The following is an 18,068-nucleotide window of genomic DNA, read 5'->3' as shown; positions in this document are numbered from 1 at the left end:
TCTCGCTCATAGCCGGACGAGGTCGTCGGGGGCGGCTCCGCTCTCCCAGGCGGACTGAAGGGAGGCGCGGACGCGGTCCTCCAGGGCGTGCATGCGCGGCCCGGTCACGACCTCCGCGTCCCGGGGGCGGGGCAGGTCGATCGGCAGCACCTCGTGCACGCGGCCGGGCCGGGCGGACATGACGACGACCTCGTCGGAGAGGGTGACCGCCTCGCGCACCGAGTGGGTGACGAAGACGACCGTCGTCGCGCGGCGCTGCCACAGGCCCAGGAGCTGCAACCGCAGGGCCTCGCGGGTGAACTCGTCCAGGGCCGAGAAGGGCTCGTCCATGAGCAGCAGCCGGGGGCGCAGGCCGAAGGCGCGGGCGATGGCCACCCGCTGGCGCTGGCCGCCGGAGAGCTCGTGCGGGTACCGGTGGGCCACGTCGGACAGGCCCACCGCCCGCAGCAGGTCGTCGGGGTCCTCGCCGTCGGCCCCGGCGCGGCGGTTGACCCGGCGGGGCAGGACGATGTTGCGGCGCACGGTCTGCCAGGGCAGCAGGGCCGGGGTCTGCGGGACCAGGCCCACCCCCTTGGCGGCGCACAGGGCGCTGGGGGTGGAGCCGAAGAGCGAGACCTCCCCGGAGTCGTGGTCCTCCAGCCCGGCGATCACCCGCAGCAGGGTGGACTTGCCGCAGCCGCTGGGGCCGATGAGGCTGACGAAGCGGCGGACCCCGATGTCCAGGTCCACCGACTGCAGGGCCGGGTGGGCGGGGTCGCCGCCGTCGTAGGTCTTGGTGAGGCCGCGGATGCGGATGCCGAGACCGTCCGAGAGAGGTGTCATGACGGCTCCCCGTCCTGGGTGCGCACGTGCGGGCACGGGGCGGCGGCCCGGGCCCGGGGCGTGTCGGAGACGCGCACGGCGGCTCAGTCCGCGTCGGGGAGTGGGGGGCCGGACGGCGGCCCGGCTGTCACGGTCGAGAAGTCCACGGGGGCACCCTCCTGTCGCTCCCCGGGTACGGCGAACCGGGGGCTGGCGGTTGGAGAGCGGGTGGAAGATCGGGGATCGACGGCCCGCGGGGGTCGTGTGACGGGTTGAGACGTTGACGTTAGGGAGCCGGCATTAACTCTGTATGAAGGCTCCGTCACGTACCGATATCGAGGACGCGTACTCGTAGGTCCGCGTCCAGTAGGGCGACGGTGATCCGGTGGGTGGCGAAGGCGCTGGGCAGCCAGGCGCCCCGGCCGAACAGCCGGGCCATGGGTTCGCCCAGCACCAGCAGTACCCGCGCCTTGGGGAAGTGCGCGTCCCGGATCCAGGACAGTTTGAAGGCGTCGGCGATGACCTTGTTCCGCTGGGACGACTTCACCTGGCCGGCGAAGGGCGAGCACTGCACCAGCAGGCTCGGCGGGTCTCCGTCGGCGCAGTCGACGCCGACCCGGACGCCGTCGGCGAGCGTGAACTCGCGAGGTGCCAGGTCAAGGCCGAGTTGGGCGGACAGGGCCCGGGCCAGTTCGGTGTTGTCGGGTCGCCGGGCGAGGGTGTCCGCGGGGTCGCGTACCGCTGTTTCCCTCATGGGAAGAAGACTTTAGTGCACAAGGGTCCCATCGGTCTCCGCCATTAGTCCTTTGTCCGCTGTGTTCAGGGGTGGGTCCGGTGTGGCCACCTGGGGTTTTCTCGGGGGCAAATTGTGATGTGTTTCACATATTTGGGAAATGGGCGGGTTCTCGCGGATCCCCGTACTGGTGGAGGGGTTGGTGGGGGAGGGGTGTGCGGGGCCGTGGGGGATGGGGGTGCCTCATTCCTTTCGGGAATGAAGAAGTTGAAAGGTGAACCATAATCGCGGGGCCGGTTGTCGTGGTGGGCTCGGGTCTTCGGGGGTGGATCTGGGCTTTTCGTGTATATGGGTAGCAAATGGACATATAAGGCAATCGAATGCCATCGCCGGGCGGGGGCCGGGACTGCGGTCCGATCCGGGTGTCCGCCCTGGTGGAGCCCGGCGCCCTCGGCCGGCGTCCGGGCACGGCGACGGGAGCCCCGGGGAGTGCCGCCCCAGGGCGGGTTCCGTGCACGGCGAGCGCCCGGCCGCCCCGGTCGCCGGCGCGCGGGGCGGCGGAGCGACGACCGGGGCGACCGGGCGGGGGGCGGGGCAGGGCGGAAGGTGTGCCGGTCCGCCGGCCGTGCGTGTTCTCCCGCGGGCCGTAAGCGGCCGAGGCCCCGGGGTCGAATCCGCGGACGGGCTGAGGAGGCCCCGGCCGGTCCTACGGCTTCGCGGATGGCTTCTCGGAGGAGGCCGCCCGCAGCAGCCGCAGCTGGCCCAGTTCTGCGGCGTTCTTCATCAGCTCGGCGTTGACCCACGCCGCCGTGTCCGCCACCGTCATTCCCGAGCCCTCGGGCCACGGGAAGGGGGCGGGTGCGTCGAGGGACACGGTCGGCAGTACGGTGGCCCACTCGCCGCGCAGCGCGGACAGCCACTCCACCACACCGTCGGGGCCGGGCCAGGCCACCGCCTCCCGGTCCCGGGGGACCCGTCCGGACAGGTGGTCCAGAGTGACGCCCCACCACCAGCCGATGTGCCAGGTCACCCAGCCGATGGTGGGGACGGGGATCGGGTCGGGCTCGGAGTCGGCCCAGTCGGGGACCCAGCCGTCCCCGGAGCGGTGCATCGTCCAGCAGAGGGGCGCGGGCTCCCACAGGACTTCCTCGGGGACCAGACGGTCCAGGTGGTACTCCAGCAGACCCCAGGTGAGGTCGAACTGGCGCTGCAACAGGTCGGTACGGGCGTCGTTCATGCCCGGCAGCCTCGCACACCGGACCTGCGCCGACCATCGGTTTTCCCGGCGGCGGCCTGGCGGCCCGGCGCGGCGCCGCCGCGCCGGACGGCCGTAGGGCGCGCTGGGCCGCCACCGGCCACGCCTTTCGGATACGCCCTACGGTGCCCGGCGCACCGGCTGCACCAGGTCGGTCACCCACTCCTCCTGCGGGCGGTCACCGGGGGTCCAGTACACCTCCCGGCAGACCCCGGCCAGCTCCAGGCCCTGCTCGCGCACCCAGTCGACCAGCGCCGCCCAGGTCTCCCCGATGCCGGCGACCTCGCCCCGGTGGGTGGTGACGGCGGCCTCGCCGCCGGGCAGCTCGGACACCTCCAGCCCGGACACCCCCTCCACCCGGGAGGGGAGCACGAAGCCCGCGGTGACCGTGATGCCGTCCCCGGCGGACTCGTCGTAGCCGTAGAACGCGACCCCGGGGCCGTGGTCGCCGACCCCGGCGGCCGCCAGGGCGTCAGCGGCCTCGGGGAACATCGGGCCGACCACGGGGCCGACGTTCTCCGGCCCGTGGCCGGGGGCCGTGCGGGTCAGCGTGGCGATCCGCTGCGGCTCCACCCGGCGCAGCTCGGCGGTGATGGTGTCGGACGTGGACATGGCGGGGACCTCTTCCCTGCGCCGGAGGTAGGCCTCGACCCTCGCCAGCCGGGCGCGGCGTTCGGCGATCTCCCGCCGGATGCCCTCCCCGGCCGCCTCCAGGATCTCCCGCTCCAGCCGGGGATCGGGGTCACCGCACACGATCCGCGCGATGTCCTCCAACCCCAGGCCGAAGCCGCGCAGCTGCACGATGCGGCTCAGCCGCGTCAGCTGCCCGACCTCGTAGAACCGGTACCCGGTCACGGGGTCGACCCGGGCCGGGGCGAGCAGACCGATCCGGTCGTAGTGCCGGAGCATCCGCACGCTCACCCGCCCGATCGAGGCGAACTCTCCGATGGTGAACATGACACCTCCACGTTCGGGGCTGACACGGTGTCAGGGTCAAGGGGGACGGGAGCCCCCTTCCCGCCGGGCGCGCGGGGGAATACTCGGCTGTGTGCCCCCGGTGGTATCCGGTAGACTCAGCCCTCGGTGGTGAACCCCCTGGTCAGGCGGGTCATGCCACGGGCCTCTAGCTCAATTGGCAGAGCAACGGACTTTTAATCCGTGGGTTCAGGGTTCGAGCCCCTGGGGGCCTACCCACAAAACCCCAGTTCAGAGCCCCTTTCCAAGGTCTCGGTCCTGGGTTTTCCTCGTTCCAAGTGCCCGCTGCTTGCTCGAAGCTCGCTCTTTTGTCTCCCCCGTGCCTCCCACCTCCCGAGCATCCTCGTTCCGCTCGCCGAGACGTCTGCCACCCCGCCCGCCCCGGGAAGGGGGCCGTCCGCGCCCACCATCGCCCCGCTGTGCCACTGGACACCCGTTGGTGGTCCTGGTGAGTGATGTGGACGTGCAGGCCCGCTGAATGCCGTTTATCGCCGCGCCCCGAAGCACCGTCGCTGACGTCTCCGAGGGCGGGGCGAGGGCTTTCCCGCCGGGGCCCGCCCCGCCCTACGTGAAGAGGAACTGCCCACTTGGGTATGTCTCTGGATTGCGAAGGGCCCACCCGCACCGGCTTTGACCTGCACTGCCGCGCCGAAAAGGGCGGGCCGTTCTAATGGGTCCAGTATCGGGCGGAGTCACAGGCCCTCTGAAGGGTCCAGTCACAGGCGGAGTCTCCGGCGGAGTCACAGGCCCACCCCCGATAAATGACGTTTCAGTTCCTTATGGCCAGGTAAGTACGAATGCGGTCGGCCAGCTCGGCGAACTCGTTCTCCACCGGTTCGGCCGGGCGCGGTCGGGGAACCGCAGGGAGGTCGAGGTAGGGGCGCACCAGTGCTCCGGCGATCCGGTCGGGTTCGGCGTCCACCGCATCCTCCGGTTCGAATGGCGCCGAGCGGTCTTGGTAGGCCTGCTCCCAGCGGCTTGAGGTGGCGGATGCTCCGGTTGCCCAGATGCTCTGCTCAGGGAAGCCGGGTGAGTTGGCGAGCAGGTCACCGCCTCGCCTGCGGCGCCCGTGGTCACCATCAGAAGTCGGCGCTGCGTGCAACGCGCGCGGTTCCGGGACAGTTCGGCCGGGGATGAAAAGCGCGGCCAGAGCTGTCGCCAACAGTGCTGCGGTCAGGGCCCACACGCGCCCGGCCATGCTGTTGCAGGGTCGACGGTGGCGGCCGGTAGTAAGGTGACGCATGATTTCCTCCTGCTGGTGTCAGGTGGGGGTCACGCCCCGTCTCGGTGTTCCAGCACCGGTCGGGGCATCTTCTTTTTCTTCGCTTCCGTTACTTTCGGGATGCCGTCAGCGGCTTCGTATGAGCGGTCTGTTCCTCCCCCCGGGTTCGGGTCTTGGCCACCCGGGAGGCGATCAACGCGCGACTAACCCCGAAGCACGCGGCCAGCGCCGCGTAGCTCTCCCCCGCTTCGTGCCGTGCCAACAGCTCGGCGTCGGGCACCCCCAGGTCCCGGGGCGGGCGGTGCCCGTAGCGGCGCACATGTCCTTCGGCTTTGCGCTGCAATGCTCGGCGTTTGCGCAGCCGGACCAGGTACATCACGTTCTGGTGCCGCGCCCCGGTGCGGTCGTAGCCCCACAGCAGGGACGGGGTCTCGCCCTCGTGCCACAGCGCCAGGAACGCCCGCCGGGCCCGCCCCAACGCGCGAGTGAAGGCGGCGGGGTCCATGTTCAGGGAGCGTTCGGCGCTGCGTCGGTCCTCGTGTTCGGCCAGGGCGGTGAGCACCTGGCGGTGGGCGGGTTTGAGCGCTGTCCAGATCTGGGCCAGGGCGAGGCGGTCGACGATGTGGTCCTCATGGGAATGAGCGGGTGCCGAGGCGCTGGTCCAGTAGCGCACGAACGCTCGCGTCAGCAGGGCCTTGTCCTTGCCACCCAGGCCACGGGCTTTGAGGTCCTGGTAGTGCTGGGCTTTCATCGCCTTCCACCCGATGGCGATCAGCTCCGTCTCCTCCGGCCGCTCGGAGGCGAGCTGGAGGTGTTCGGTGATGGCCTCCCACGCGGTCTCTGCGCGGTGCACCGGGTCCATGGCGTCCACCCACCGGCACTCCCTGGCCGCCCACACCGCCAACCGCACCACCTGGAAAGCCGTGTACCCGTGCCCCACCGGGTCATCGGCCTGGGGCGGCGGCAGCAACGGACCGAACTCACTTGACCCGCGCGGGGCATACACGACCGGCCCGCCCCTGCCGTCTGCCCTCGGTGTCGGTTGGGGGACGTCTTCGTTCGTGGCAATTGGTTTCGGCATCGGGACGGCGGCAGCGTTCACGGAGCACGCTCCAAGAGGGCTGGGGTGGGCGAAGAGCCATCACATATAGATATGCCTGACTCATACACTCATATATATGAGTGGTGAGATCAGATTGCCCCACTCATGTATATGAGTCAACCCCGCTGGCGAAGAAGCCGGAAAACCCTCAGTCCACAGCGGGGATGCGGTAGTCGAGCACGAACTGATCCGCCGCCATGATCGTGTCGCACACCTCCACCACACGCCCGGTGGTGGTCACGGCGTTGCGCGTCAGGTGGAAGACCGGGGAACCCGGGCTCAGGCCCAGCGCGCTCGCCTCCTGTTTGGTGGCCAGTCGCGCCCGCACGGTCTCGGTGTACTCGGCGAACTCATGGCCGTGCTCTTCGAGTCGTGCGTAGATCCCGCCTCCTCCGGGGTTCTCCTCGAACAGCTCGGGGATGTCCCGGGCCACGTCCCACGGCAGATACGACGTGGCCTCCTCCGTGGGTGTGCCGTCGCTGAAGTACAGGCGCCGGCGGGCCAGGACCTTGTCGCCTTCATCCACGCTCAGGCGCTCGGCGACCTCGGAGGGAACGGGCACCGGACCGATGGATAGCACCTGCACGGTGGGCTTGACCCCGGCCTGCTCGGTCTCGGCGATGTAAGCGGCCTTGCCCGCGCGGCGGTGCGAGCGCCGGAACCGGTCGGAGGACTTGCGGGTCACCGGCGGGCGCGACTTCACGAACGAGCCCTTGCCTTGGAAGGTCTCCACCAACCCGACGGTCCGCAACTGGGCGATGGCTTTACGGACCGTGCCCGCCGAGACGCCGTAGCGCTCCACCAGCACCGTCTCACTCGGGATCTCCGCTGCCGGGGCCAACCTTCCCGTCGTGATCTGCTCTTCGATGTCGTCCGCGATCTGGAGATACCGGGGCTTACCGGACCGCGCCCCTACAGTGCTCGCCATGGTCCTTCCGCGCCTCCTATGCTCCTGTACATGAGTAACAGCACCGGAGACGGGCCGTCAACGCCGCTGCACTCGGTGTCCGTCGCCGGAGCCGTCATTGACGAGGACGGTCGGTTCCTGGTGATCCGCCGAGCCGACAACGGCCGCTGGGAACTCCCCGGCGGGGTCCTGGAGCTCGCCGAGACTCCGGAGGACGGTGTGTGCCGTGAGGTCTGGGAGGAGACCGGCATCCACGTCGAGGTGGACCGCCTCACCGGCGTCTACAAGAACACCACCCGCGGCGTCGTGGCCTTGGTCTTCCGCTGCAAGCCCTCCGGCGGCACCGAACGCCCCTCCCCGGAGTCCACCGAGGTCGCCTGGCTCACCCCCGAGGAGGTGTCCGAGCGCATGGGCGAGGTCTACGCGATCCGCCTCTTGGACGCCCTGGACCCGGACACTCCCCATGTTCGCAGCCACGACGGCCACCACCTGACCCCGACCAGATGACCTTTCGAGGTCCGTAACTCCATGCATGGTGAAGGCCTCCAGTGCGGAGCGCGACGCCTCCTGCGATGCTATTGAAGGGATATCGCCGGTGATCGAGGCCGAGGTGAAGGTACGGGTGGACGACCCGGAGCGGGTGCTGGCCGCGCTACGTGAGCGGGCTCCGGGGGAGGAGGCCGTGTACCGGGATATGTACTACGACCTCCCGGACCGGTCGCTGACCGCTCAGGGGCGGGAGTTGCGGGTGCGGGTGATCGAACGTGACGGTTCGGAGCGGGTGGTGTTCACCTACAAGGCCCCGGCAGTGGACGAGGAGACCGGCTCCAAACCCGAGCACGAGACCCGTGCCCAGTCCGCGCAGGCCCTGGATGCCATTCTGACCGGCCTCGGATATGAGCACCTGGTGGCACTCACCAAGCACTGCACCAACTTCCCCCTGACCACCGCGACCGGGCGGGAGTGCCTGGCCACCGTGGTGACGGTCCCCGAGCTGGAGGGGACCTTCATCGAGGTCGAGACCCTCGTCGAAGAGACGAATCTTTCCGAAGGCCTGAGCGCCGTACGCGGCGTCCTCGCGGACCTGGGTATCGGCGAGGACGCTTTCACCACCGAGCAGTACACCGACGCCGTCCTCGCCCGCCGCTCACCCCGATGGCCGAGTGTCCGCCTCGACGGAACCCGTTAAGGGACGCTATTCCAGCCTCCACCACAAACCGCACGACAGAGGCCGTCACCGGCATCGCGGTGACGGCCTCCGTGAGTGGGCGGGTCAGGTGCCCGTCGCTCGCCCGGTCGACGGTGCGGCGTGGCGCCGGTAGAGCCACAACGACCAGGCGTAGCCGATGACGGTGATCGCTACCGTCCAGCTCAGCGCCCACACCGCGACGCTCCCGTCGGGGGCGCCGGCGAGGAGCCCCCGGAAGGTGTCGATGATGGGTGTGAAGGGCTGGTATCGGGCGAATCCCTGCATCCAGCCGGGGAGCGATTCGACGGGCACGAATCCGCCGCTGAGCATCGGCAGGACCATCAGCAGCAAGGGCAGGTTGCCCGCGGAGTCCGGTCTCTTCGCGGCGAGGCCGAGGGCAACGGCCAGCCAGGAGAAGGCAAGGCCGACCAGCACGGCGAACCCTGCGAACGCGAGCCAGTCCAGAGGATCGGCCGCGGGCCGGTGGCCGAGGAGGAGCGTGATGCCGAGTAGGACGGTGATGGCCGCGACGATGAGGATGGTCCCGCTCAGGGCGTGTCCGGCGAGTACCGATCCGCGGAAGATGGCCATGGTGCGGAAGCGGGCGACGATGCCCTCGGTCATGTCCATCGAGATCCACACGGCGATCATCTGCGGTGCCGATACGGCGGCCATCAGCAGGATCGCGGGGGTGATGTAGGCGAGGTACTCTTCGCGGGTGCCGCCTGTGGACATGCCCGCGCCGAGAGTCTGACCGAAGACGTAGACGAACAGCAGAAGAAAGACCGCGGGGACGCCGATGACGGTGATGGGGCCGCTGGGGTAGCGCAGGTTGCGCAGGACGTTGCGCCGCAGCATGGTCATCGTGTCGCTGACGGGCCGGGCGTGTGCGATGCTCATGCGCGGTTCTCCGGGATCGTGTCGGTCCGGTTGCGGGGGGCGCCGGTGAGGGAGAAGAAGACGTCGTCGAGGTCGGGGGTGACGATCTCCAGGTTCGCGACGGGCACGCGCGCGTCGTCGAGCCGGACGAGGAGGTCCCGGACCGTGCTGGGGTCGGTGCCCTCGTTCACCCGCAGGCTCAGCGTTCCGGCGTTCGTCATCGCGGCGGGCAGCAGTCGGGCGGCGGTGTCGAGCGCTTCCGGAGTGGGCAGCTCCAGCACGAGGTGGCCGCTGCCGACACGGCGCTTCAGCTCGGCCGGGGTGCCGTCGGCGACGATGCGGCCCTCGGCGAGCACTGCAACGCGCGAGGCGAGTTGATCGGCCTCTTCGAGGTACTGCGTGGTGAGGAAGATCGTCGTGCCCTGTTCGGCGAGGTCGCGCACGATGTCCCACATGATGACGCGGCCGCGCGGGTCGACGCCGGTGGTGGGTTCGTCCAGGAAGACGATGTCGGGATCGAGCATCAGCGACATGGCCAGGTCCAGTCGACGTCTCATCCCCCCGGAGTAGCCGCCTGACGGATACCGGGCGTCGGCGAGATCGAACCGGTCGAGCAGCTCGGCGATCCGGGTCTTGGCGCGTTTCTTGTCGAGGTGGGCGAGCCTGGCCATCATGCGCAGGTTCTCCTCGCCGGTGAGCAGTGCGTCCACGGCGGCGAACTGGCCGGTGACACCGATCGAGGCGCGGACGGCATCCGGGTCGGCCACGACATCGTGGCCCGCGACACGGACGGTTCCGGCGTCGGGGGCGAGCAGGGTGGTGAGGATGTTGATGACGGTCGTCTTCCCGGCGCCGTTCGGCCCCAGCAGGGCGAACACGGTGCCGGAGGGGATGTCCAGATCAATGCCGCGCAGGACGCGGTTGTCCTTGAACGACTTGTGGAGTCCGCTGATCCGGATCGCCGGGGGGTGGGTGTTGGGCATGGCCTTCTCTCTCGGTGCGAGGGTGCGAACCGCCGGGGATGGGTGCCCGGTCCAGACGCGACGCCCCGTCGGGGGCGTTCCGGGCACGCCCGATCGCCGCGTCTCGCGCTGTGCGCTGACGTCGGGTGGGAGCGTGCGGGAATCAGGATGGGGTGGCTGACGGTCGGCGCCGTCAGGTGCCCGGTGTGACCTCCGGGTCGGTGCCGCGGAGGGAAGCCCGGTGGGCCAGCCATTCCTTCTGTAGTTGCGGCATCCGCTCGGCGAGGAAGTCGTACAGTGCGGCGAGTTCCTCCAGCGTCTCGCGTCGGCCGGAGTCGTCGTCGACCAGCGCGACCCCCCGCCTGAGCAGTGCCGCCATGTCGAGGTAGCTGGCCGGATCGTAGTCCTGTTCGGAGATCAGGCGGTCCAGGCGGATCGAGATCCGGTCCACGCGTTCGCCGCGAGCACGGGAGCGCTCGACCAGGCCCCGGCCCTCCAGGAGTACGACCGCCTGCGTGATCGCGCTGCGGCTCGCCAGCAGCGCGTCCGCAAGGTCGTTGATGGTCTGCGCGGCGGGATCGCACACACCCAGGTATCCCAACAGGCGGCCGGCCACCGGCGGAATGTTCTGTTCCTGCACGTAGCGGCGGCCCAGGTGGTCGGCGAACGTCAGCTGCTCATCAGTAGGCATGGCAACACAGTAGCACTCATGGCTGTGATAACACAAAAAAGTGTCATCTTAGTTTTTACTGCTTCGCGGCAGAGGGTGGTGGGCGGGTGGTGGGACCTGCGGGTGCGTCGAGCCGGGTACCCGCGGATTCAACCTGTGGCTCAGCGGGTTGGTCGGTTGCTCGGTGGTTGCTCCGGTGCTGGGGGGCGGAGCGGTCTCCGGTGGTGGCGGGTGGTCTTGTGTGATGTTGGCGCTGCGGGGTGGTGGGGAAGCTATCTGGTCATAGCGGGGCATATCGGAGTGGCCGGAGCAGACTTTTAATCCGTGGGTTCAGGGTTCGAGCCCCTGGGGGCCTACCCACAAAACCCCAGTTCAGAGCCCCGGTTTCGGTCCCCGATCCGGGGTTTTCCCGTCCCCGGCACCCGCCGATCGCTCCGGACACGCTCCGCTGTCTTCGCAGTGTCCCCCGCCTCACTGAGCAACCCGGAGCAACACCCCCGTCCGGTGCCTTCCGCACCCGGATGAACCGGGGGTTGTCGAGATCGACCCGATCCGCCAGGCCCTCGCTGGAACCGGCTCCATTATTGCGGCGCGCGATGCAGGATGGGGCGTCAAGCCGCCGAGACGGTTACCGGCCAACGTCTGTCGTCGCTTCGACTCAAGGACCTCTGTGACCTCCTCCAACCCGTTCCCTGACCTGACCGGGCCCTGGCACCGGGCCGCCCGCGAACTCGCCGCCATCCCCGAACTCGGAGAGCGGTTGCGTGCGGGGATGGGCGGCAGAACCCTCGGCGGCCCGGTCACCATCAAAGACGTCCAGGGGTGGTTGCGGGTCATGGCCGCGCCCCGAGCGGGCGGCAAGATCTGGGAGGGAGCCAACCTGGCTGATGCCCTCCTACCGAAGGAGATCCCCCGGCCCGCCCTACTCGGCGACCTCACTTGGAACGACGAGAACGGCCTGGTGTTCCAGGCCCACCTGTGGGAGCGACTCGAAGGAGAGGCCCTCTCCCAGACCCCGGACCTGGACATCCCGATCTCGGTCACCGACCAGTGGTGGAACGACCTGCGTACCGCCTTGGATCGCCTGCACCGGCTACCGGTCCCGACAGGGCGCCAGGTGATGACGCAGGACTACATCGACCGCATTCCCCGCTTCATCCCCGCTCTCCAGGGCCGGGACCTGACGGTGGAGCGGTGGGAGACCTCCCACGGAGACCTGCACTGGGCCAACCTCACCGCCGATCCGCTCCAGATCATCGACTGGGAAGGCTGGGGGAGCGCCCCGGCCGGGTACGACGCCGCGGTCTTGCATGCCTACTCCCTCACCGAGCCCGCGACCGCGGTACGGGTGCGCGAGGTGTTCGCCGACGTGCTCGACAGCCCGACCGGGCGTCTCACCCAGTGGGTGATCTGCGCCGAGATCATCCAAGCCGCCGACCGAGACCCTCTTCACGGCCGCCTCAAACCTCATGTTCGACGTTTGGCTGAAGGGCTCCTCATCTCCTGACCGGGGAGAGTTGAGAGTGGCCCGAAACCCGGCACACCGGTACTCCATCACACCCGGCGTTACGAAGTTCCTCATCTGCCACGGGTCATGTGCACGTCTTGCCCACCCGCCGACGTGAGGCGCTCGGCCGGCAGCGTTCTGCCATCAGCCGAGACCCTCGCGCCTACCGTGGCATGGGCGCCAAGATCGTTGTATGCAGCCGACCTTCGTTCTCGTGCACAGCCCGTCCGTAGGTCCTTCGACCTGGCGCCCCGTGGCCGAATGCCTGACGGCGACGGGATACCGGGTGCGGTTGCCGTCCCTGCTGGACATAGGCGCCGGCGCTCCCCCGTTCTGGCCCCGTATCGTCAGCGCCGTCCGCGACGATCTCCGGCAGGTTCCGGCCGACAGCCCTCTCGTGTTGGTCGCGCACAGCAACGCGGGCTTGTTCCTCCCGCTGATACGTTCGGGCCTCGACCGGCCGGTGGTCGGTTCTGTCTTCGTTGATGCCGCGCTGCCGGCCCGATCCGGGCCGACCCCCGTCGCCCCACCACGGCTGTTGGAGTTCCTCCGCCCGATGGTCGTGAACGGCAGGCTTCCGCGCTGGACCGATTGGTGGGACGAGGCAGAGGTCGCCTCCTTGTTCCCGAACCCGAAGGTGCGGCGAACGGTCGTCGAGGAGCAGCCCACCCTTCCGCTGTCCTACTACGAGCAGCACATCCCTGTTCCCGAGGGCTGGGACGACCACCCTTGTTCGTACCTCCTGTTCAGCCCTCCGTATGACGGTCTTGCCGCTGAGGCACGCGAACGCGGTTGGCGTTCGGCGCACCTGCCCGGAACGCACCTCCACCAGATCAGCGATCCTGTCGGCACGGCCCGGCACCTCGTCGAACTCGCCGCTACGGCCTGATCCGCTTCCGGTGGTCATGCCCCTTGGGCGGTTTCACTTCATGAGCACACTGTTCCGTGTCAGGTGCGATGGAGGCGCTGGCGCAGGCTGGAAACCCAACGGATTCGGTCTCTGGCTTGGAAGGCGGGGCGGTTGCTCGGTGGTTGCTCCGGTGCTGAGGGCGGAGTGATCCCCGGTGGTACTGGGTGGTCTTGTGGGGTGTCGGCGCTGCGGGGCGACGGGGGAGATATCGGGGCATAGTGGGGCGCACCGGTGTGGCGGGGGCGGACTTTTGATCCGTGGGTGAGGGGTCGAGTCCCTGGGGGCGTACCCCTTTCCACCTGGGCGTTCCTCTTCTGTGAGGGGCGCCTTTCGTCGTTTCCAGGGGGGAGCCCGTAGGGAGTCCTGGAGTGCGGGACCGATCCGGGATGGCCGGGACGGCGGCGTGGCCGGGGTCAGAAGCGGAAGGTCTCCACGAAGCCCGGGAGAAGGGCGGCGTCGCCCTCCACGCGCACGCTGCCGTCGGCCAGTGCCTGCTCCGGGGTCCTGGCGCCGGTCATCATGGCGTGGATCCCCTGTTCGGAGACCCTCTCGATGACGAGGTCCGGGGACGGGTGCGGCCCGATGGCGGCGGTCAGGACCCCTTCGGTGATCTGTAGGCGGATGGTGAAGTCGCCCATGCGGACCTCGTAGCCGACGGTGCCCTTCCCCGCGGCTTCCGGCCGGTAGGTGGTGCGGAAGGCCATGGCCACCGACTCGGCGGTGACGACCTCGCCGGCGCGGGGCCCGGTCATCGTGGAGGCGCCCCAGCGGCCGAGCGCGATCAGCGCCGGTTCGAGCTCGCGCCCGTAGTCGGTGAGCTCGTAGACGACGGCGCGCTCGGGGTGGGGCAGTGCGCGGCGGGTGACCACGTCCGCCTCCTCGAGCTGTTTGAGGCGCGCCGACAGGATGTTGGTCGGGATGGACGGCAGGCCTTTGCGCAGGTCGGTGTAGCGCTGGGGCCCCGACAGCAGGTTGCGGACGATCAGCAGCGTCCAGCGTTCGCCGACCGTCTCCAGCGCGCGGGCCAGGCCGCAGAACTGTCCGTAGCTACGAATCGCCATGCCTCACACTCTACATCGAACTTCGCTTGACAAAGCGTGCTTGCAAAAGACAAGCTTGCTTTCGTGCTCGACCGGACGGTCGGTCCACAGGGAGTTGTGAGGAGTTGGGCGCATGGCGGCGCGCAAGATCGCGGCAGGGCTGTTCGTCTCGTTGGACGGCGTGGTGGAGGCGCCCGAGACGTGGCACTTCCCCTACCTGAGCGCGGAGATGCAGGCGGCGGTGGGCGGGATGTACGCCGAGGCCGACACCCTGCTGCTGGGGAGGGCCACCTACGAGGCCTTCGCCGCCGTGTGGCCGCACCAGAGCGGGGAGATGGCCGAGGCGATCAACGGCATCCGCAAGCTGGTGGCCTCCACCACCCTCACCGAGGTCGACTGGGCGGGCGCGGAACTCATCGGGGGCGACGTGCTCGCCGCGGTGAAGGAGCTCGCGGAGCGGCCCGGCGGCACGGTCACGGTGGCGGGGAGCATCAGCCTGGTGCGCGCCCTGCTCGGGGCCGGTCTCCTGGACGAGCTGCGCCTGCTGGTCCACCCCCTGGTGGTCGGCACCGGACGGCGCCTCTTCCCCGAGGGCACCGACCCCGTGTCCTTGGACCTCATCCGGTCGGCCGTCCTGCCCAACGGCGTGCTCGACCTGACCTACCGTCCCGCCTGACCCGCCCCCCCAGCCGAGAACCCAGAAGGAAGACACCGATGAACGACGTCCAGACCCAGGGCCGGACCGGCACCCTCCAGGTCCCCGGCGCGAGCCTGCACTACGAGGTCCAAGGGACCGGGCCGCTGCTGCTGATGATCCCCGGCGCGCCCGCCGACGCCGGAGCGCTGGCCGGGCTGGCGGCCTGCCTGGCCGACCGCTACACCGTCGTCACCTATGACCAGCGCGGCCTGTCGCGCAGCACCCTCACCGGACCGCCCGCCGACACGGACGTCACGGTCTTCGGCGAGGACGCCCACCGCCTGATCACCGATCTGGGCGACGGTCCGGCCTACGTGCTGGGCAACAGCGGCGGCGCGCTCACCGCCCTGGAGTTGGCCGCCCGCCACCCCGAACAGGTCCGCGCCCTGGTGGTGCACGAGCCGCCGCTCCCCGAGCTGCTGCCCGACCGCGACCACTGGCGGACGGTGTTCCGGCACGTGCACGAGACCTACCTCGCCCACGGCGCGGGTGCGGCGATGGGCGAGTTCATCACCACCGTGGACGGCCCCGACAGCGCACCTCCCGCGATGCCCGACCCCTCGCAGATGCCGCCCGAGGCGCTGGAGATGATGGGCCGCATCCAGGGGAACCTCGACCACTTCCTGTCCCACGTCCTGCTGCCGGTGCTGCGCTTCACCCCCGACGTCGCTGCGCTGCGCTCCGGCCCGGTCCCCGTCACCGTCGGCATCGGGAAGGCCTCGGGCGAGGGCGTCCCCGTCCTCTCCTCGCGGGTGCTGGCCGAACGGCTCGGCGTCGAGCCGCTCGGCTTCCCCGGCGACCACCAGGGTCTGGCGACCGATGCCCCCGCCTGCGCGGAGCTCGTCCACGCGGCCCTGGCCTGACCCTCACCGGGCGGGGCGGCCGCGCCGTGCCCTCCGGCGGGGGCCGGTCGTGGCGGCTCCCGCTCGCCGGCGCGGGCCGGCCCTCCCCGGCGGCCGCCGGGGGACTCAGGCCTCGTCGCGGTCCGCCGCGGCGGCCCAGTCGCGGATGTGGGGGTCGGGGTGGGCCCGGGCGGTCGCGCGTGTGCTCTCCAGGAGTCCGTGCAGGCGGGGCGGGTACGCCGTGCGGGAGGCGGGCAGGTCCAGCAGGACGCGGTGGCGCATCCGCAGGTCGGCGGTCTCGGCGAACAGCCGCATCGAGACCTCCAGCCAGGAGTGCTTGATATCCCGCGTCTCGTCCAGGGCGGGATCTCGTACGCCGTCGGGCCCGTACGCGGGGGAACGGTCCGCGCGCAGGGGAACGTGGGCGCTGTACCAGGCCCGCACGGCGCCCGCCCGCTCGGTGTCCGTGCCGAACCGCAGGTGGTCGACCAGCGCCGCCATCACACGGCGGCGTCCGAAGGCGTAGACGGCCGGTTCCACGAACCAGCGGCAGAAGCTGGGGTCCGGGTCGTACACGGCCGCCGCCATCAGCGGGGCGAACAGCTCCTCGGGCAGGCCCGCCCGTTCGAGCAGGGGCTTGCGCACCCTGTGGGCGAGGCGGCGGGCGTGCCGGTGGTCGGGCTCGCCGGGGACGTCCTCGTCTTCGACGCCCAGCAGCCGGGCCACTTCCGCCGCGCAGGTCAGGAATGAGCGCGGTTCCGCGCCGGTCTCGTCGTCTTCGGCCATGACGGCATTCTGGACCGGCCGCGCCGGCGGGTACAGGGCGGTCGGCGGCCGTACCCGGAGACCCGCGGAGCCGGTCCGCGGCCGAAGGGCCCGGTCACAGGCCGATGGCCGACTTGGGGCCCATGTAGGAGCCCGCCCCGGGGAACCCGTCCTCGACCAGCCGGGCGAACCGCTCACTGAAGCCCAGCCCGGCCAGGTCGCCGGTTCCCACGAATGCCACGCCCCGAATGGGCCGGGTGTCCAGACCCTCGGCGACCTCCCCGAGCGTGCCCCCGACGCGCTGTACCTCGAAGGTCATGTGGACGACGTGCAGGTCCCTGTCGGGGACGATGTGGTCGCACACGTACAGGAGCCGGTCCACCTCGACCTCCAGACCGGTCTCCTCGCGCATCTCGCGGACCAGGGCGTCCCGTAGCGGCTCGCCCTCCTCGACCCGCCCTCCGGGCAGGCTCCAGCGGCGCGGGCCGTCGGTGTCCTGGTCCAGGACGAGCACCTTCCCATCCTCTACCAGGAGGCCCGTCACGCGTATGTCCATGCCCGGACCCTAGCCGGGGAAGGGACTCCGTGAGGGGGCACCAGGAGACCCTGTACTCCCGGAACGGCGGCCGGGCCGGAGTATCCTGCTCCGCGCGTACCGCACCCGTCCGATCGTGCGATGGGGATCCGGGGACTCCGGGGGCGCCGCGGTGTCGGGGGTCCGTGTGATCCCGGTCCGCCCACCGGAACCGCCTGGAGGAGAACGTGTCCCACTACCGGCTCATCGTGGCCCTGCCGGAGCCGCCCGACATCTCGGCGGGTACCACCCTGGGCGACGCGCTCCTACGGGAGCTGCCGCCCCTGCTGGGGGAACCCGACTACGCCGGGGGAGACGCGGACCCGGCCGGCCGCTGGTGGGACTGGTGGATGGTCGGGGGCCGGTTCGAGAACGGGTTCCTGTGCACCGACCCCGACCACCCCCTGGTCCTGCCCGCCGAGGACGGCGATCCCCGCATGGTGACGGCGGCCCCCGTGTCCCTGCTCGACCTCGACGCGCAGCGGGACGTGCGGGCCCGGGAGGCGGCCGACCGGTGGGACCGCGCCAACGGCATCCTCCGGCGCCGCCCCGAGACCGAGACGCTCTCCGCGTTCGTCCTGCGGGGCAGGGAACGGGCCGAACGGGCGTGCCCCGGGTCGACGGCCGCGCACGTCCGGACACCGGAGTGGAGGATCGCCGAGGCCGAGCGGTCGGCCGCCCTGAAGGCCTACCACGCCCAGGACGCCGTCCGGGAGCTCAGGGAGGCCGGGCTCACGCACTTCCTCGGCTGTGCGGTCGACCACTACTCCGCTCCCCGGGAGGAGTTCGTGGAGGAGGCGCGTTGGAGCGCGGTACCGGGGTGGGCCCTCATCGACACGGGCGGGGCCTGGCACGGCATGGAGCACCTGTCCGACGCCGGCGACGACGAGGCGCGGCGGGCCCTGCGTGAGCATCTGCGCCACATGAACACGCTCTTGGACGCCCTGCCGGGTGACGCCTACCTGGTCACGGTCGACCTCCACGCGTGACGGGCCGGGGGAGCGGCCGTCCGCTCCGGGCGGGGCACGGCGGGACGGG

General features: G+C 70.4%; 20 protein-coding genes and 1 tRNA gene. 8 read left to right on the top strand and 13 right to left on the bottom strand.

Annotated features, from left to right (window positions below):
* Positions 1–6: 6 nt before the first annotated feature.
* The 4 genes from ACFVNO_RS25420 to ACFVNO_RS25405 form a co-directional block, all read right to left on the bottom strand.
* Positions 7–822, bottom strand: coding sequence for an ABC transporter ATP-binding protein (locus ACFVNO_RS25420; protein WP_220563736.1), 816 nt, complete (start codon positions 820–822; stop codon positions 7–9).
* Between the two features lie 301 nt (positions 823–1,123).
* On the bottom strand, positions 1,124–1,555 hold the full coding sequence (locus ACFVNO_RS25415; protein ID WP_378896178.1) for a hypothetical protein: 432 nt from the start codon (positions 1,553–1,555) through the stop codon (positions 1,124–1,126).
* A 685-nt stretch (positions 1,556–2,240) separates the two neighbouring features.
* Positions 2,241–2,771, bottom strand: coding sequence for a DinB family protein (locus tag ACFVNO_RS25410; protein ID WP_378896176.1), 531 nt, complete (start codon positions 2,769–2,771; stop codon positions 2,241–2,243).
* A 138-nt stretch (positions 2,772–2,909) separates the two neighbouring features.
* Complete coding sequence (locus ACFVNO_RS25405; RefSeq protein WP_378896175.1) at positions 2,910–3,746, bottom strand: MerR family transcriptional regulator; 837 nt, start codon at positions 3,744–3,746, stop codon at positions 2,910–2,912.
* Positions 3,747–3,906: 160 nt separating this feature from the next.
* Here ACFVNO_RS25405 and ACFVNO_RS25400 point away from each other — a divergent pair.
* A tRNA-Lys gene (locus ACFVNO_RS25400) sits at positions 3,907–3,979 on the top strand.
* Between the two features lie 554 nt (positions 3,980–4,533).
* Here ACFVNO_RS25400 and ACFVNO_RS25395 read toward each other — a convergent pair.
* From ACFVNO_RS25395 to ACFVNO_RS25385, 3 genes are all read right to left on the bottom strand, one after another.
* Positions 4,534–4,686, bottom strand: a complete 153-nt coding sequence (locus ACFVNO_RS25395) for a hypothetical protein (protein ID WP_378896173.1) — start codon at positions 4,684–4,686, stop codon at positions 4,534–4,536.
* Positions 4,687–5,095: 409 nt separating this feature from the next.
* Positions 5,096–5,956: a hypothetical protein gene (locus ACFVNO_RS25390; protein WP_378896171.1), complete on the bottom strand. Its 861-nt coding sequence runs from the start codon at positions 5,954–5,956 to the stop codon at positions 5,096–5,098.
* A 280-nt stretch (positions 5,957–6,236) separates the two neighbouring features.
* A complete protein-coding gene (locus tag ACFVNO_RS25385) occupies positions 6,237–7,016 on the bottom strand; it encodes a GntR family transcriptional regulator (protein WP_378896169.1) in 780 nt (259 codons plus the stop codon).
* A gap of 30 nt (positions 7,017–7,046) precedes the next feature.
* On the opposite strand from ACFVNO_RS25385, the gene ACFVNO_RS25380 reads away from it, so the two are divergent.
* The gene (locus ACFVNO_RS25380) at positions 7,047–7,502 is read left to right on the top strand and encodes an NUDIX hydrolase (RefSeq protein WP_378896167.1); all 456 of its coding nucleotides are present in this window, start codon (positions 7,047–7,049) and stop codon (positions 7,500–7,502) included.
* 25 nt (positions 7,503–7,527) lie between these two features.
* Positions 7,528–8,184, top strand: a complete 657-nt coding sequence (locus ACFVNO_RS25375; RefSeq protein WP_378896165.1) for a class IV adenylate cyclase — start codon at positions 7,528–7,530, stop codon at positions 8,182–8,184.
* A gap of 84 nt (positions 8,185–8,268) precedes the next feature.
* On the opposite strand, the gene ACFVNO_RS25370 is transcribed toward ACFVNO_RS25375, so the two are convergent.
* The 3 genes from ACFVNO_RS25370 to ACFVNO_RS25360 form a co-directional block, all read right to left on the bottom strand.
* Entirely contained in the window at positions 8,269–9,084 is an 816-nt protein-coding gene (locus tag ACFVNO_RS25370) for an ABC transporter permease (RefSeq protein WP_378896163.1), read from the bottom strand.
* Complete coding sequence (locus ACFVNO_RS25365; RefSeq protein ID WP_378896161.1) at positions 9,081–10,046, bottom strand: ATP-binding cassette domain-containing protein; 966 nt, start codon at positions 10,044–10,046, stop codon at positions 9,081–9,083. Before ACFVNO_RS25365 ends, ACFVNO_RS25370 begins: the two co-directional genes overlap by 4 nt.
* 172 nt (positions 10,047–10,218) lie before the next feature.
* Entirely contained in the window at positions 10,219–10,716 is a 498-nt protein-coding gene (locus ACFVNO_RS25360; protein ID WP_378896159.1) for a GbsR/MarR family transcriptional regulator, read from the bottom strand.
* Between the two features lie 649 nt (positions 10,717–11,365).
* Between ACFVNO_RS25360 and ACFVNO_RS25355 the strand changes: the two genes are divergently transcribed.
* Both ACFVNO_RS25355 and ACFVNO_RS25350 read left to right on the top strand, forming a co-directional pair.
* Positions 11,366–12,202 (top strand): phosphotransferase, encoded by an 837-nt coding sequence (locus tag ACFVNO_RS25355; protein WP_378896157.1) that lies wholly within the window; start codon positions 11,366–11,368, stop codon positions 12,200–12,202.
* A gap of 193 nt (positions 12,203–12,395) precedes the next feature.
* Entirely contained in the window at positions 12,396–13,091 is a 696-nt protein-coding gene (locus tag ACFVNO_RS25350; protein ID WP_378896155.1) for an alpha/beta hydrolase, read from the top strand.
* 434 nt (positions 13,092–13,525) lie between these two features.
* On the opposite strand, the gene ACFVNO_RS25345 is transcribed toward ACFVNO_RS25350, so the two are convergent.
* Positions 13,526–14,173, bottom strand: a complete 648-nt coding sequence (locus ACFVNO_RS25345; protein WP_355267162.1) for a helix-turn-helix domain-containing protein — start codon at positions 14,171–14,173, stop codon at positions 13,526–13,528.
* A gap of 112 nt (positions 14,174–14,285) precedes the next feature.
* Between ACFVNO_RS25345 and ACFVNO_RS25340 the strand changes: the two genes are divergently transcribed.
* The gene (locus ACFVNO_RS25340; protein WP_378896153.1) at positions 14,286–14,828 is read left to right on the top strand and encodes a dihydrofolate reductase family protein; all 543 of its coding nucleotides are present in this window, start codon (positions 14,286–14,288) and stop codon (positions 14,826–14,828) included.
* Positions 14,829–14,866: 38 nt separating this feature from the next.
* Positions 14,867–15,712, top strand: coding sequence for an alpha/beta hydrolase (locus tag ACFVNO_RS25335; RefSeq protein ID WP_355267168.1), 846 nt, complete (start codon positions 14,867–14,869; stop codon positions 15,710–15,712).
* 105 nt (positions 15,713–15,817) lie between these two features.
* Here ACFVNO_RS25335 and ACFVNO_RS25330 read toward each other — a convergent pair whose 3' ends face one another.
* Positions 15,818–16,477 (bottom strand): hypothetical protein, encoded by a 660-nt coding sequence (locus tag ACFVNO_RS25330; RefSeq protein ID WP_378896145.1) that lies wholly within the window; start codon positions 16,475–16,477, stop codon positions 15,818–15,820.
* 94 nt (positions 16,478–16,571) lie between these two features.
* Positions 16,572–17,012 carry an NUDIX domain-containing protein gene (locus ACFVNO_RS25325; protein WP_378896143.1) on the bottom strand — a complete coding sequence of 147 codons (441 nt, stop codon included), beginning with the start codon at positions 17,010–17,012 and terminating at the stop codon, positions 16,572–16,574.
* Positions 17,013–17,218: 206 nt separating this feature from the next.
* Here ACFVNO_RS25325 and ACFVNO_RS25320 point away from each other — a divergent pair, with 206 nt between their 5' ends.
* Positions 17,219–18,019, top strand: a complete 801-nt coding sequence (locus ACFVNO_RS25320; protein ID WP_378896141.1) for a hypothetical protein — start codon at positions 17,219–17,221, stop codon at positions 18,017–18,019.
* The last annotated feature ends 49 nt before the right edge of the window (positions 18,020–18,068 follow it).

Source organism: Nocardiopsis sp. NPDC057823, from assembly GCF_042797335.1.
In the GTDB taxonomy this organism is placed as follows: domain Bacteria; phylum Actinomycetota; class Actinomycetes; order Streptosporangiales; family Streptosporangiaceae; genus Nocardiopsis; species Nocardiopsis changdeensis.
Note: the sequence above shows the minus strand (reverse complement) of the source record. Positions and strands in the feature narration are given on the sequence as shown.